This window comes from Novosphingobium sp. NBM11 (assembly GCF_015390225.1).
Classification (GTDB): Bacteria; Pseudomonadota; Alphaproteobacteria; order Sphingomonadales; family Sphingomonadaceae; genus Novosphingobium.
On the sequence record NZ_VUOG01000001.1, the window covers coordinates 2,674,501 to 2,688,930 of the forward strand.

A 14,430-nucleotide genomic window follows, 5' to 3' on the forward strand; every position below is an offset into this window, starting at 1 on the left:
CGTTGTGGCGGTTTCGACGGGTTCAGGCGGCCTTCCAGCGCAGCGGCAGCGCCTTCAGTCCGCCCACGAAGGTGGAACTTGCGCGGCGCGGTTCGCCGGCCAGTTCGATGCTGTCGAGTCGGTCCAGCAGCGCTTCGAACAGGATGCGCATTTCCAGCCGGGCAAGGTGCAGGCCCAGGCACTGGTGCGCGCCCGCGCCAAAGGCGATGTGGCGGTTGGCCTGGCGCGAGGCGTCGAACCGGCGCGGGTCCTCGAACCGTTCGGGATCGTGGTTCGCCGCGACGTAGTTGACCATCAGCCAGTCGCCCTTGGCGATGGCCTGCCCGCCGACTTCGGTGTCTTCCGCCGCCGTGCGCATGAAGTGCTGGACCGGCGAGGTCCAGCGGATCGCCTCCTCGACGATGCCCGCCAGCAGGCCGCGATCGGCCTTCACCCGCGCGAACTGTTCCGGATCGCGCGCCAGCGCCAGCATCGCGCCCGCCGTGGAGGCCGATGTCGTATCGTGCCCCGCGCTGGCGGTGATGATATAGTAACCGGCGGTGTCCCGGTCGCTCATCGGTTCGCCATCGATCACCGCATTGGCGATCACGGTGGCGAGATCGTCGGTGGGATTCGCCCGGCGATGGCGGGCCAACCCCGCGAAATAGGCCTCGAAATCCTTAACCGCGCCGGCCACGATCTGGGAAATCTGTTCGGGCGTCAGGTTCTTGAGGCCGGACTGGCTGAGGTCCTCGTCCTGCCCGCCGAACATCTGCTGGGTCAGCACCAGCATCCGCCCCTCGTCCTCCTCGGGCACGCCGAGAATCTGCATGACGACGTGCAGCGGATAGGGCGAGGAGACCAGCTTGGTGAAGTCCCCCTCGTTGCCGTGCGCCAGCAGGCGGTCGACCGTCGCGTTGGCGATCTTGCGGATCTCGCCCTCCAGCTTGACCAGGTTCTTGGGCATGAACCAGTCCTGCGTCAGCCGGCGCAGCTTGGGATGCTTGGGAGCATCGATCTGCACCAGCGATTCGACAAGGTGCGGGCTGCCGCCGGTGATCTCCTTGACCAGGGCTTCGCTGGACCGGAGCGCGAACACGCTGGCGCGCGGATGGTTGAGGAAGGTCGCGTTGGCCTTGCTCACTTTCATCGCATCGTCGAAGCGGGTCAGCAGCCAGAACGGATCGTGCGAATCGTCCGGTGCCTCGATGCGCGCCACCGGCATGTTCGTGCGCAGCCAGTCGAACTTGTCGAGCAGCGGGTCCCACGCGGCATAGGCGTGCGGATCGATCACGGCGCGCGCATAGTCGGCGGGGGCTACGGGCGTTGCGGTGGAAGCCATGAGACGTGTTCCTCGCTTCGTGTCGGTCTGCGGGCGATCAGGCGCCGGTGTTCAGGCGCCAGTGTTCAGGCGGCCGGCGATTTCGCGGCTTCGGCGGCGGCGCGGTATTCGTCGCGCAGCAGCCGCTTGAACAGCTTGCCCGTGGGCTCGCGCGGAAGCTCCTCGCGGAAATCGATCGTGCGCGGCATCTTCACCCGCGAAAGCTGCGGGGCGAGCCATTCGGTCAGCTCGGCGGCAAGCTCCGGCCCCGCATCGGCCATGTTCGCGGGCTGGACCACGGCGATCACGCGTTCGCCCATGTCGGGATCGGGCGCGCCGATCACGGCGGCATCGGCAACCTTGGGGTGATGCACCAGCAGGTTCTCGATCTCCTGCGGATAGATGTTCACGCCGCCGGAGATGATCATGAAGCTCTTGCGGTCAGTGAGGAACAGATAGCCTTCCTCGTCCTGCACGCCCACATCGCCCAGGCTGGTCCAGCCATGCTTGTTGGTGGCATCGCGCGTCTTGTCAGGATCGTTGTGATAGCTGAACACGCTGCCGCCTTCGAAGAAAACCTGTCCTTCGGTGCCGCGCGGCACCTCGTCGCCGTTCTCGTCGCATACGCGGATCGTGCCCAGCAGCGCGCGTCCGACCGAGCCCGGCCGTTGCAACCATTCCTCGCTGGAAATGAACGTGAAGCCGTTGCCTTCGGTGCCGGCATAGTATTCGCGCAGCACCGGGCCCCACCATTCGATCATCGCCTTCTTTACCGGCACGGGGCACGGCGCTGCGGCGTGGATCGCGTTCTTCAGCGAGGACACATCGTAGCGGGCGCGGACGTCTTCCGGCAGCTTGAGCATCCGGACGAAATGGGTCGGCACCCACTGGCTGTCGGTCACCTTGAGCGTCTGGATCAGTTCCAGCGCCTTTTCCGGATCGAATTTCTCCATGACGACGACGGTGCCGCCAAGGCGATGCACCGTCATCGACCAACGCAACGGCGCGGCATGATAGAGCGGGGCAGGGGAGAGATAGACGGCGTCCGGCCGGATGCCGAACGCCTGCGAGGCGAGCGCCAGCAGCGAATTCGGCGCGCCGATTGCCGGGTCTTCCGGCAGTGGCACGCGCACGCCCTTGGGCTTGCCCGTGGTGCCGGAGGAATAGAGCATGTCACAGCCCGCGCGCTCGTCGGCGATGGGCGTGGCGGGCATGGCCGCGAACGCCGCTTCGGCGCTGCGATCGCCTTCTCCGCCGAACCGCAATTGGGACAGGCCCGGATCAAGCGCGGCGACTTCATCGAGAACGGGGGCGAGATAGTCCGAACCGATCAGCAGCTTCGCCCCGCTGTCCTTGGCAATATAGGCGATCTCCGGCGCGGTAAGGCGGCTGGAGACCGCGACATAGACCAGCCCGGCCCGCTGGGCGCCCCAGGCGACGGAGAAGAAATCGGGATGGTTCTCCAGGCAGATCGCGATCGTATCGCCGATCTTCAGTCCGCGCGACCGGAACAGTTGCGCTGCCCGGTTGCTGGCTTCGTCCAGCTCGCGATAGGTGATGGTCCGTCCGCTTCCGCCCATGATCACCGCCGGTCGATCGGGATTGGTCCGGGCATGGAACGTCGGATGGTATTGCATCGTATCGGCATCCTTCTTCGCGCGGAGTCTTCGGGGACTCCTTTGCGAAACACTTTAACCGATCGATTAAATTGCGCAATGGCTGACGATCAGAATCCGAACGCGGAAAGGCTCTCATAATCGTCGGGCCGCCGTCCTTGCGGCCAGTGGAAGCGCCTGTCGGCTTCGGCAATCGGCGCGTCGTTGATGCTGGCGATGCGCCGCCGCATCAGCCCATGTTCGTCGAACTCCCAGTTCTCGTTTCCATAGGACCGGAACCATTGCCCCGCCTGGTCGCGCCATTCGTAAGCGAAGCGCACGGCGATCCGGTTTTCCCGAAAGGCCCATAGTTCCTTGATAAGCCGATAATCCTGCTCGCGCTGCCACTTGGCGGTCAGGAACGCCACAATGGCCGGGCGCCCTTGCAGGAAGGTGTCGCGGTTGCGCCAGAGACTGTCCGGCGTATAGGCCAGCGCCACCCGTGCGGGATCGCGGCTGTTCCAGGCGTCCTCCGCGAGCCGTACCTTGGTGATGGCGGTCTCTTCGGAGAACGGGGGCAGCGGAGGGCGGTGTTCAGTCATCGTGGTGTCCTTCCTGGGTGGCAATGCGGGCGCGGAGTGCCGCGTTTTCCGCTTCGAGCGTGGCAAGCTGATCGCGCAGCGGCTGGATGGCCAGTGCCACTTCGTGGTCGGTGTAGCGTGGCGTGATATGCTGCGGGCAGTTCCAGTCGAAGGCGCGCAGCCGCAGAACGAAAATCCGTTCCGGCTTCACCTTGTCGCGCGGTTCGATCACTTTGGCTGTCAGTTCCGGATCGGCGTCGAGCGCCACCACCTCTGCGTGGGCATAGATTTTCATGCGCCGCCGACGGGGATAGTCCATGAGGATCAGGGCAACCCGGTCATCGGCCGACAGATTGCCCAGGCTGATGTACTGCCGATTGCCGCGATAGTCCGCGAAGGCAAGCGTGCGATCGTCGATCATCCGCAGGAAGCCGGGTGCTCCGCCCCGGTGCTGAACATAGGGCCAGCCGGCTTCCGAGGTGCTGGCCATGTAGAAGCTGTCGCGCGCGGCGATGAAGGCGGCTTCCGCTTCGGTGAAGCGATCGAAACTGCGATCCGTGCGGATATCGGTCCACATGTCGGCGCTGCCCATGGCGCGCTGCGCCGCGCGCACACTGGGCGTGATCGCGATGTCGAGAAAGCCGTAAGCCATGGGAACCCCCGTTCGCCGGCCCTGTCGCCGGCGTCGGGAGTCGTTGTACGCTCCGAAGACCTCTTTGATAATCAGCCGGGAAAGGAATGTATTCTTCCGATTTATGGAAGAATATCTCGGTGACCTCGGGTGTAGCGCCGGTGGATGGCTGTCAGAAGGAACAGGTTCAAGGCAAGTACATACAAACGCCAAAGAAAAAGGCGACGTCACCGCCGCCTTTTTCCGCACCCTCTCCAAGATGCTTCTTTAAAACCGGGACGGCTTGTTATTCGGGTCCGCCGCGTCCTTCGGCTGGGTCGTTGGTGACAAGCAGGCCGCTCGCGGGCGTCTGCATGTAAGGCAGCGGGTTCACGGCTTCGCCGGCAACCCGGACTTCATAGTGCAGGTGCGGGCCGGTGGAACGGCCGGTCGAACCGACATAGCCGATCACGTCGCCCTTGTGGACGATCTGGCCTTCGGCAACGGCAATGCGCGACATGTGGCCATAGCGCGTTTCCATGTTGCCGCCATGTTCGAGCTGAACATAGAGGCCGTAGCCGCTGAACCAGTCGGCGCGGCCGACGACGCCATCGGCGGTCGCATGGATCGGCGTGCCAGTGGGCGCGGGAAGATCGATGCCCTTGTGGGCGCGCAGACCGCCGAGAACCGGATGGACGCGCAGGCCAAAGCCGCTGCTCATCGAGCGGCTGCTGGTGACCGGGATCAGCGAGGGGATGGAAACCGGGCCGGAGCGGCGCACGGGCGCTGCGGTCGACGAACCGGTATCGAGAGCCTGCCAGCTGGCGAAAAGCTGGTGAAATTCCTCGTCGCCGTTGTCCGAAGCGCCGGTCTTGGCGGCTTCCGCGGCGCGGAGTGGAGCGGCGATATCGGCGGCAGCGGCGCTGTTGGCAAGAGCCGGAGCGGCCGAGAAAGCGAAGGTTACGGCAGCGAGAGCACCGAAGACCGACTGGAAGGTTTTGTTTTGCGACATTACGACCCGAACAACCCTTTTATCCGATCCGCAGGAAGGCGTAGCGCCTCTGTCCGGATCACGATTTTCCCCAGTACAATTCTGCCCTCAGGCCGCAGACAGGCATTGCCCGCTGCCATCGGTTCTTGTGTCAGAGTTGGTCGGAAGCCCCCCCGCCATCTCGTGGACCAAGGGGTAGAGGGGGGTGTTGCGGTTAGGCAACCCCTTCCAGGAAATCATACGATAAACCGGCTAATCGACGCGCCGAGTCGTTGAACGGTGGCTTAACAGTGCCGCGGAAATGCCGCGCAACCAGCGTTCGCCAAAGGTCTGGCGGCGATTCAGCCCGTTCTTCGCAGACTTGCGCGAAATGCGATGTGCCGAAGCGCACATGGCGAATTTCATCGGCCAGGATGCGGGACAGGATGCGCGCGCTGCGTTCATCGCCCGCGGCGGTGAAGCGTTCGATCGTCGTCGGCGTCACATCCAGCCCGCGCGCTTCCAGCACCATGGGCACCACGGCCAGGCGCGCGGCGATATCGTGCGCCGTCTCGCGCGCGGCGTCCCACAGGCCGTCGTGGGCGGGCATCGCGCCATAGAAGCTGCCCAGCGTGCGCAGCCGCCGGGCGAGCAGGGCGTGGTGCATCGCTTCGTCGGCGGCCACCGACAGCCAATCCGCGACAAACTGCGGACCCCGCTCCGCGCCGAACCGCCCGGCGGCGTCCAGCGCCAGATCGATCGCGACGAATTCGATATGCGCCAGCGCGTGGAGCAGGGCGATGCGGCCGCGCTCCGATCCGCCGCGTCCGCGCTTGGGCATGGCGTTGGGCAGCAGCAGGACGGGTGCGGCGGGCCGGGCCGGCATATCGGGCATCGCGGCCTCGAAGCGGAACGCCAGCCGCCCCGCCGCCCAGTCGCGGGCCACGGCCCGGGTGGCCATGACCTTGGCGTCGGGCGCGGCGGTCAGCATGGCCGCGCGGATCGCGGCGGAAACGCTCGGGCGATCGGCCATCAGAGCGCCTTGGCGGCGGCGAGCACCTCCTCGGCGTGTCCCTTGACCTTCACCTTGTTCCAGACCCGCGCGATCCGGCCGTCCGCACCGACCAGGTAGGTCGTGCGCTCCATGCCCATGTAGGTGCGGCCGTACATCGACTTTTCGGTCCAGATTCCCAGGGCATCGGAGAGGCCGCCTTCCTCGGCATCGGAGGCGAGCCGCGCGGCGAGGCCGTGCTTCTCGATAAACTTCGCGTGCTTCTTGGGCGGGTCCTTGCTCACGCCCAGCAGCGCCACGCCGGCGGCTTCGAATTCGCCGGCCAACGCGGAGAAATCCTTGTTCTCGGTGGTGCAGCCGGGGGTATCGTCCTTGGGGTAGAAGAACAGCACCAGCTTGCGGCCCGTGAAATCGGACGTGCGCACCGTGCCGCCATCGGGCGTGGTCAGGGCCATGTCGGGCAGGGCATCGCCCGGGCCGGGTCTCTCGCTCATTCCTCGATCTCCAGTTCTTCGTCGAACATCTGCTGCCACGCGGCGGCGATGCGCTGCCGCGCCTGCCGCACCGCGTCAAGCAGCGCGTTCCAGTCACCGCCGCCACTTTCCAGGCAGCAAGCATTGGCGACGATACAGCGGCTCGCCTCGGGCGGGAACATGCCATCGGGGGCAACCAGCCGCACCACGATCAGCAGGCGCACCAGCAGATCGTAGGCCGCGCGCAGATCGGGTGGCAGCAGGCCGGCGGCGGAAAGCGCCTCGATCGCGCGGCCCAGATCCGGGTCCAGCCCCGCGTGCTCGCGCAGTTGCAGGTAGTGGACGATGAACTCCAGGTCGACCAGACCGCCACGCGCCAGCTTGACGTCGAGCGGCCCCTTGGGCGGCTTGTGCTTCGCCATCTCGCCCCGCATGTGCAGCACGTCCTCGCGCAGCTTTGCGGCATCGCGCGGGGCGTGCAGCACCGTGTCGATGATCGCGTGCAGTTCCGCCCGGTCGTCCGCGGTGCCGAACAGCGGGCGGGCGCGGCACAGGGCCATGTGTTCCCACGTCCAGGCGTCTTCGCGCTGGTAGCGTTCGAAGCTGTCGAGGCTGACCGCGATCGGCCCTTGCGCGCCCGACGGCCGCAGCCGCGTATCGACTTCGTAGAGCGCGCCCGCCGCCGTCGGCACGGACAGCGCGGCGATCACGCGCTGCGCCAGCCGGTTGTAGTACAACGTGCCGCCCAGCGGCCGCCGTCCGTCGCTTTCGCGCATGTGATCGCCGCTGAACAGGAACACCAGGTCCAGATCCGAGGCGTGCGTCAGCGCGGCGCCGCCGAGCCGGCCAAGGCCGAGGATCACCAGCCGGCTGTCCGGAACCACGCCGTGATTCGTCGTGAATTCGCTGACGGCGGCCGCGCCCAGCACTTCGATCGCGGCTTCGGCCACGCGCGAAAGCGCGGCGGCCACCTCCAGCGGATCGTGCTGCCCCTCGATCAGTTGCACGCCCAGCGCGAAGCGCAGCTCGCTGACCTTCACGCGCACCGCGTCGAGCAGGCGCTGGTAATCGTCGCCCGCCTCGCCGCGCGCCAGCTCGGCCATGATCTCCTCCACGCTGCCGGGCAGGTCGAAGGCGGAGCGGTCGATCAGCGTATCGAGCAAGTCGCTGCGGCGGGCGAGTTCGTCGGCCAGCGTCGGCGCGTGGGCCAGGATGCGCATGACCACGGCCAGCAGGCCGGGGCGCGCTTCGAGCAGGCGGAACACGTTGATCGCCGAAGGCAGGCCGCCCAGCAACTGTTCCCAGCGCAGCAGCGCGCGTTCCGGATCGGGCGCTTCGGCCAGCGCGCGCAGCAGCTGCGGGCGCAGCCGGGCATAGGCGTTGCGCGCTTCGGCGCCGCGCAGGGCGCGGAACTGGCCGCCTTCCCACCCTTCGATGCGGGTGGCCAGCGCTTCGGCATCGGCAAAGCCCAGTTGTTCCAGCTCGCCCACCAGCGGCCGGGCTTCGACCGCGACCGCGCCGGTCGGGGCATAGATGCGGATCAGCGCGTCGAACCGGGTGCCGACCGCTTCCGAAATCGTGGCCAGTTCATCGACCAGCGTCTTGCCGTCCGGCAGCCCGTCGAGGCGGGCCACGCTGTCGAGCGCGGCGGCATCGGTCGGCAGGCTGTGGGTCTGCTGATCGGCCACCATCTGCAGGCGATGCTCCAGCACGCGCAGGCGGTCATAGCTGTCGCCGAGCACGCGGGCATCGCGGGCATCGATGATGCCGGCCTGCGCCAGCGCGTCGAGCGAGGCGCGGGTGCCGCGCAGGCGCAAGGACGGATTGCGCCCGCCATGGATCAACTGATGCGTCTGGGCGAAGAATTCCACCTCGCGAATGCCCCCGCGCCCGCGCTTCAGGTCATAACCGGGGCCGATCGCCTGCCCGCCGGCGTAGTGATCGCGGATGCGGGTGGTCAGGCGGCCGATCTCGGCGATCGCGCCGAAATCGAGGCTGCGACGCCAGACGAAGGGGCGGATCGTGTCGAGGAAGGCCTGCCCCGCGGCGACATCGCCGGCGGCGGCGCGCGCGCGGATGAAGGCGGCGCGTTCCCACGCCAGCGCGCTCGATTCGTAATGCGTGATCGCGGCTTCGAAGGGCAGGGCGAGCGGGCTGACTTCCGACGCCGGGCGCAGGCGCAAGTCGATCCGGAACACATAGCCATCGGCGTTCACGGTGGAGAGGATTTCGACGATCGCCCGCGCCACGCGTTGCGCGGCTTCGCCCGGCTCGTCGCGATCGCGGCGGGGCAGGGTGAGCGGATCGTAGAGCAGGATGGGATCGATGTCGGACGAATAGTTGAGTTCGCCCGCGCCGTGCTTGCCCAGCGCGATCGCGGAAAAGCCGCGCGGCTCGGCATCGGGCGCACGGCGCCGGATCGAGGCCGCGATGGCGGCGTCCAGCGCGCGGTCGGCAAACGAGGAAAGCTCGCCCACCACCCGCTCCAGCGGCAGGGCGCCGGCAAGATCGCCGATCGCCAGCGCCAGCGCCAGCGCTAGCCGCTCGCGCCGGAGCGCGACCCCGGTATCGTCGATGCCCTCGCCCATGGCCGTGGCGGCGGCTATGGCATCCTCGATCCGGCCGGCGGCGAGCAGGGCTTCGATGTCCGGCAAGCGGTCCAGCGCGCGGCACAGGAACGGGGCATGATCGCGTGCGCGCCCGATCGCATCTTGCCAGTCCGTCATCGTCTCTGCGCCCCCTCGTCGCGGTGTCTCCCCGCGATGCCCCGTGATGGCGACGCGATCAAGCGAGCGCGTGCCTTGCGCGCCTTTCCGCGCTCTGCCAAGGTCCGCGCATTACGCGCCGGAGGGGCTCTGGCGCAGGATCGATTTTCGAAAGGTTGCTCAATGACATATCGCAAGGTTCGCGGTTCGTCCGCGCGATTTGCGGCGCGCTTCGCCGGCTGTGTGATGGCCTCCGTTCTGGTTGCTTCCGCCGCGATGGCCGCCCCCGCGCCCAAGGTGCCGCCGGTCGACCAGGCGCTGATGCGCGACATGGTGAAGACGCTGGCGTCCGACGCGCTGGAAGGGCGCGGCCCCAGCACCGCCGTCGAGCCCAAGGTGCTCGATGCGATCATCGCGCGCTTCAAGCAAGCGGGCCTGCAACCCGGCAACAAGGGCGGCTGGCTGCAGGACGTGCCCACCGTGGAAGTCACCGCAAGCAACGTCAGCCCGCTGGTGGTGACGGGGGCCGCGCAGCCGCTGACGTTCACGCGCGGCAAGGATTTCGTCGCCGGCAGCTACCGCATCACCCCGAAGACCGACGTGCGCGACAGCGAACTGGTGTTCGTGGGCTATGGCGTCAACGCGCCGGAGCTGGGCTGGAACGATTATGCTGGCGTTGACGTGAAGGGAAAGACGGTGGTCATCCTCGTCAACGATCCCGACTATGAAACCGCGACCGAGGAGGGGCCGTTCAAGGGGCGCCGGATGACCTATTATGGCCGCTGGACCTACAAGTTCGAGGAAGCGGCCCGGCAGGGCGCGAAAGCGGCGCTGATCGTCCACGACACCTTCCCCGCCGCCTACGGCTGGAACGTGGTGGAATCGAGCTGGGCCGGCGCGCAGTATTTCGTCCAGACGCCGAACGACGGCATGGACCAGACCGAAGCCAACGGCTGGGTGCAGAAGCCGGTGGCCGAAGCGATCTTCGCGGCGGCCGGCCAGAACCTTACGCAGCTCACCGCCGCGGCCAAGCAGAAGGGCTTCAAGGCGGTTCCGCTGGGGCTCAAGGTCAGCTTCGCGTTCGACAACGCGATCCGGCGTTCGGTTTCGCACAACGTGATTGGCATCCTGCCCGGCAAGACGCGCCCGGACGAATACGTGCTCTATACCGCGCACTGGGATCACCTTGGCCATTGCCAGGCCGATGCCAAGGGGGACGACATCTGCAACGGCGCGGTCGACAACGCCACTGGCGTGGCTGCCTTGGCGGCGCTCGCCAAGATGAACCGGGCGGCGGGGCCGGCGCAGCGCAGCGAAGTGTTCCTGGCGGTGACGCTGGAGGAATCCGGCCTGCTTGGATCGGAATACTACGCGCGCAACCCGATCTATCCGCTGGCAAAGACGGTGGGCGGCGTGAACATGGATGCGCTGTCCCCCTATGGCCCGACGCGCGACGTGCAGGTGACGGGTGGCGACAAGTCCGAACTGACCGCGATCCTCCAGCGCGTGGAACGCGAGATGGGTCTGGTCGAAACGCCAGAGGATCACGCCGAGCGCGGCCACTATTACCGTTCGGACCACTTCAGCATGGCCAAGCGCGGCGTGCCGATGTTCGCGGTGGGCCGGGGCACCGACCTTGTCGTCGGCGGCAAGGCCGCGGGCGATGCCGCGTCGGAGGACTACACCAACAACCGTTATCACCAGCCCCGCGACGAATATTCGGATAGCTGGGACTTTTCCGGCATGGCGCAGGAAGTGGAACTCTACTACCGGCTCGGCCGCGCGCTGGCCGACAGCACGGTCTGGCCGAACTGGCATCCGGGCGATGAATTCCGGGCCATTCGGGATCGGAGCCTGGCCGAAGCGGGCGTGAAGACGAAGTAACGGGACAAGACGGACGATGAGCGGGAATGAAATGCGGATGCCGCCGGAATGGCATCCGCAGGACTGGCTGTGGATCGGCTTTCCGCATCTGGCGGAAGAATGGTCCGGCGTGATCGATACGGCGCAGGCGCAGATCGCCGCCTTCGCCAGCGCGGTCGCGGAAAGCGGCCAGGAAGTGCGCCTCATCGTCCGCGACGAAGCCAACGCCGCGCGCGCGCGGCAGCTCGTCAGCGGCTCTGTGCGGCTGGAACAGCGCGTCTATGGCGATGTCTGGCTGCGCGATACCGGGCCGCTGGTGGTGCGCGATGCGGCGGGGAACCGCCGGGCGCGGCTGTTCGGCTTCAACGGCTGGGGCGGCAAGTACCTGATGGACGGAGACACGCTGATCGGCGCGGATCTGGCCGAAAGCGCGGGGCTGGCCGCCGATCGTTGCGACTGGATTCTCGAAGGCGGTGCGCTGGATGGGGACGGCACCGGGCTGGTCGCCACCACGGGGCAATGCCTGCTCAATCCCAATCGCAATCCGCATCTCTCACAGGCCGATCTCGAAATGCGGCTGGCGCGCGATCTCGGGTTCGACAGGGTGCTGTGGCTGGGCGATGGCCTGATCAACGATCATACCGACGGGCACGTCGACAATCTCGGCCGTTTCGTCGCGCCCAACCGTATCGCCCTGCCGTGCGCGACCGGGGCGGACGATCCCAATGCCGCGATCTATGCCGATGCCGCGGCGCGTGCGCGGGCGATGGGCGTGGAGGTGGCCGAAGTGCCGTCTCCCGGCCGGATCGAATGGGACGGCATGGTCCAGCCGGCAAGCTACATGAACTTCGTCGTCACGACGAAGCTGGTGGCGGTTCCGGTCTTCGGTTCGCCCCATGACGACGAAGGCGTGGCCGCCATCGCGGCGCTGTTCCCGGGGCGCGACACCGTGGGGCTGATGGCCGACGCGGTGCTGGCGGGTGGCGGCGGCTTCCACTGCTCCAGCCAGCAGATGCCGTCCGCCTGAAGCGTTCTCCTACCCTTCGCCCTGGTGCTGGCGGTTCAGCGCGCGCCACGCGATGAACAGCGCGGCGAAGGCGATCGGAACCACGGCCAGCACCCCCACCAGCCCGACCTTGAGGCTGCCGAAATCGGTCGACAGGCGGCCGGCGGCGTAGGGGCCGAGCGCCAGCCCCAGCATCGTCGCGCCGAGCAGGAACGCCGCCGTCGCCGTGGCGCGTACCTGTGGCGGCACGATGTTGACGATCGTCCCCGAAGCCCCGCCCAGCGCGGCGCTCAAGAGGAACCAGGTCGGGAAGACCATGGCATAGAACACCGCCTTGCTGTCGGTGGTCAGCATCACGGCATAGGGCAGCAGACCGGCCGCCAGCCCGCCGATGACCACCAGCACGCGCCGCGCGTTGTCATGGCCCCGGCTCAGGCGGTCCGCCATCGCGCCACCGGCGATCACGCCCGCCGCGCCGCCTGCCGCCGCCAGCCCGCCGACCATGATCGCCACTTCGTCGGTGCTGGCGTGGAAGGTGCGGATCGCATAAAGCGGGCCGAACGCCGAATTGGCATAGGATACGAAGCTGATCAGGCCGTACCCGATGGTGACGCCCAGCACCGAAGGCGATTTCCAGATCGCGGCGAAAGCGGCCGGGTCCTGCGCGCGCAGGCTCGCCGCCCACGAGAAGATGGCATAGCTGCCCACGCCTAGCGCGATCCACTGCACCGGATCGCCCAGCACCGCGGTGATGCCGGCCGCCAGCGCCGCGATGATCGCCGCGGCCGCGATATTGGCCGTCAGCGCCCCGCCGCCCCGCCGCGCGGCGGCGATCAGGGTGAAGGGCGGCACGATCGTGCCCAGGTCCGCCAGGAATGCCTTGAACGGCGAGCCTTCCGGCGGCGCGCGGCGGTGCGCCGGCGGATCGTAGCGACCACGCGCCGGCTCGCGCAGGCTGTTGACCCATCCCGCCAGCAACAGGCCGGGAAGGCCCACCGCCAGAAACGCGACCTGCCAGCCGGCCAGCCCGAACGGATGCGCGCCCGGCGCGAAGCCGCTGTTCCAGGCATTGGCGATGGAACTGCCGATGAACAGCGAAACGCCGCCACCCAGGTAGATGCCGGCGGAATAGATCGCGATCGCGGTGGCGCGGCGCCGCGGCGGGAAATAGTCGGACAGCAGCGAATAGGCCGACGGGCCGGCCGAGGCTTCGCCCACGCCCACGCCGATCCGGGCAAGGCCCAGTTGCGTGAAGTTGCGGGAAAGGCCGGAAAGCGCGGTCATCGCCGACCACACCGCCAGGCCAATCGCCAGCAGCCGGGTGCGCGTCCAGCGGTCCGCCAGCTTGCCCAGCGGAATGCCGAACAGCGCATAGAACACGCCGAACGCGGTGCCATAGAGGAAGCCGAATTCGCTGTCGGAAATGCCCAGATCGCGCTTCAGGTCCACCGCAAGGATGGTCAGCAACTGGCGATCGATGAAGTTGAGTATGTAAACGATGACCAGTACGCCCAGCGCGTACCAGCTATAGGGTTCGATCCGGGGGGCTTTTTCGCCTCTCGCCGGGGTTTCAGGATCCTCCATACCGCGTGCCGTCCTCCAGTCCCGCTTCGGCAAATCCAGCCTGCCGCAAGCGACAGCTGTCGCACAGGCCGCAGGCGGTTCCATCGGGCAGGGGATCGTAGCAGGACCAGCTTTCGCTCGTATCCAGCCCGAGCCGCACGGCTTCGCGCGCGATCCCCGCCTTGGTCAGGTACTGGAGTGGCGCGTGGACGCGCACGGTGCCCCCTTCCGATCCGAACTTGGTGGCGATGCGCGCCAGTCCCTCGAACCCCGCCACGAATTCCGGGCGGCAATCCGGATAGCCGGAATAATCGAGCGCGTTGACGCCGATGAACAGATCCTTCGATCCCGCCGCTTCCGCCCAGGCGAGCGCGAGGGAGAGAAAAACAAGGTTGCGCGCGGGCACGTAAGTGACCGGAATGTCCGGCCCCACGCCGTCCTTGGGCACGTCGATGGCGTCGGTCAGCGCCGAGCCGCCGAACTGGCGCAGATCGAGCGGCAGCACGACGTGGCGATCCACCCGGAGCCTGGCAGCGATCTTGCGCGCGGCGTCGAGTTCGATGCGGTGGCGCTGGTTGTAGTCGATCGTCAGCGCCAGCACGCGGAAGCCCTGTTCCAGCGCCAGCCCCGCGCAGACCATCGAATCCAGCCCGCCGGACAGCAGCACCACGGCCAGGGGAGCCGCGTCGGTATTCTTCACTTGCACGTCAACGTGTTCGACCATCCCCTTGGGCTAGCGGGGCATCGCCGCG

General features: G+C 67.4%; 12 protein-coding genes. 2 read left to right on the plus strand and 10 right to left on the minus strand.

The genetic code is table 11. The annotated features are described in order from the left end of the window. Window positions 1-22: 22 nt before the first annotated feature. From F1640_RS12890 to F1640_RS12925, 8 genes are all read right to left on the minus strand, one after another. The gene (locus F1640_RS12890) at window positions 23-1,321 is read right to left on the minus strand and encodes a cytochrome P450 (RefSeq protein ID WP_194919569.1); all 1,299 of its coding nucleotides are present in this window, start codon (window positions 1,319-1,321) and stop codon (window positions 23-25) included. Between the two features lie 65 nt (window positions 1,322-1,386). Next, the gene (locus F1640_RS12895) at window positions 1,387-2,937 is read right to left on the minus strand and encodes an acyl-CoA synthetase (RefSeq protein ID WP_194919570.1); all 1,551 of its coding nucleotides are present in this window, start codon (window positions 2,935-2,937) and stop codon (window positions 1,387-1,389) included. A gap of 89 nt (window positions 2,938-3,026) precedes the next feature. Then, window positions 3,027-3,497 (minus strand): nuclear transport factor 2 family protein, encoded by a 471-nt coding sequence (locus F1640_RS12900; RefSeq protein ID WP_194919571.1) that lies wholly within the window; start codon window positions 3,495-3,497, stop codon window positions 3,027-3,029. After that, window positions 3,490-4,128 (minus strand): pyridoxamine 5'-phosphate oxidase family protein, encoded by a 639-nt coding sequence (locus F1640_RS12905; RefSeq protein ID WP_194919573.1) that lies wholly within the window; start codon window positions 4,126-4,128, stop codon window positions 3,490-3,492. Before F1640_RS12905 ends, F1640_RS12900 begins: the two co-directional genes overlap by 8 nt. A gap of 265 nt (window positions 4,129-4,393) precedes the next feature. Further along, the gene (locus F1640_RS12910; RefSeq protein WP_125954654.1) at window positions 4,394-5,098 is read right to left on the minus strand and encodes a M23 family metallopeptidase; all 705 of its coding nucleotides are present in this window, start codon (window positions 5,096-5,098) and stop codon (window positions 4,394-4,396) included. Window positions 5,099-5,291: 193 nt separating this feature from the next. Further along, the gene (locus tag F1640_RS12915) at window positions 5,292-6,089 is read right to left on the minus strand and encodes a ferritin-like domain-containing protein (RefSeq protein WP_194919575.1); all 798 of its coding nucleotides are present in this window, start codon (window positions 6,087-6,089) and stop codon (window positions 5,292-5,294) included. Then, window positions 6,089-6,562, minus strand: coding sequence for a peroxiredoxin (locus F1640_RS12920; protein WP_194919578.1), 474 nt, complete (start codon window positions 6,560-6,562; stop codon window positions 6,089-6,091). Before F1640_RS12920 ends, F1640_RS12915 begins: the two co-directional genes overlap by 1 nt. Next, window positions 6,559-9,267: a bifunctional [glutamine synthetase] adenylyltransferase/[glutamine synthetase]-adenylyl-L-tyrosine phosphorylase gene (locus F1640_RS12925; RefSeq protein WP_194919579.1), complete on the minus strand. Its 2,709-nt coding sequence runs from the start codon at window positions 9,265-9,267 to the stop codon at window positions 6,559-6,561. Before F1640_RS12925 ends, F1640_RS12920 begins: the two co-directional genes overlap by 4 nt. Before the next feature lie 225 nt (window positions 9,268-9,492). Here F1640_RS12925 and F1640_RS12930 point away from each other — a divergent pair, with 225 nt between their 5' ends. Both F1640_RS12930 and F1640_RS12935 read left to right on the plus strand, forming a co-directional pair. Further along, on the plus strand, window positions 9,493-11,130 hold the full coding sequence (locus tag F1640_RS12930) for a M28 family metallopeptidase (protein WP_194919580.1): 1,638 nt from the start codon (window positions 9,493-9,495) through the stop codon (window positions 11,128-11,130). 16 nt (window positions 11,131-11,146) lie between these two features. Beyond that, window positions 11,147-12,136: an agmatine deiminase family protein gene (locus F1640_RS12935; protein WP_255530361.1), complete on the plus strand. Its 990-nt coding sequence runs from the start codon at window positions 11,147-11,149 to the stop codon at window positions 12,134-12,136. A gap of 9 nt (window positions 12,137-12,145) precedes the next feature. Here the strand turns inward: F1640_RS12935 and F1640_RS12940 are convergent, their stop codons facing one another. Together F1640_RS12940 and queC are read right to left on the minus strand one after the other, a co-directional pair. Beyond that, on the minus strand, window positions 12,146-13,699 hold the full coding sequence (locus tag F1640_RS12940; protein WP_194919581.1) for an MFS transporter: 1,554 nt from the start codon (window positions 13,697-13,699) through the stop codon (window positions 12,146-12,148). Further along, window positions 13,686-14,402, minus strand: coding sequence for a 7-cyano-7-deazaguanine synthase QueC (gene queC, locus F1640_RS12945; RefSeq protein ID WP_124810649.1), 717 nt, complete (start codon window positions 14,400-14,402; stop codon window positions 13,686-13,688). The genes F1640_RS12940 and queC overlap by 14 nt, the downstream gene beginning before the upstream one ends. Between the last annotated feature and the right edge of the window lie 28 nt (window positions 14,403-14,430).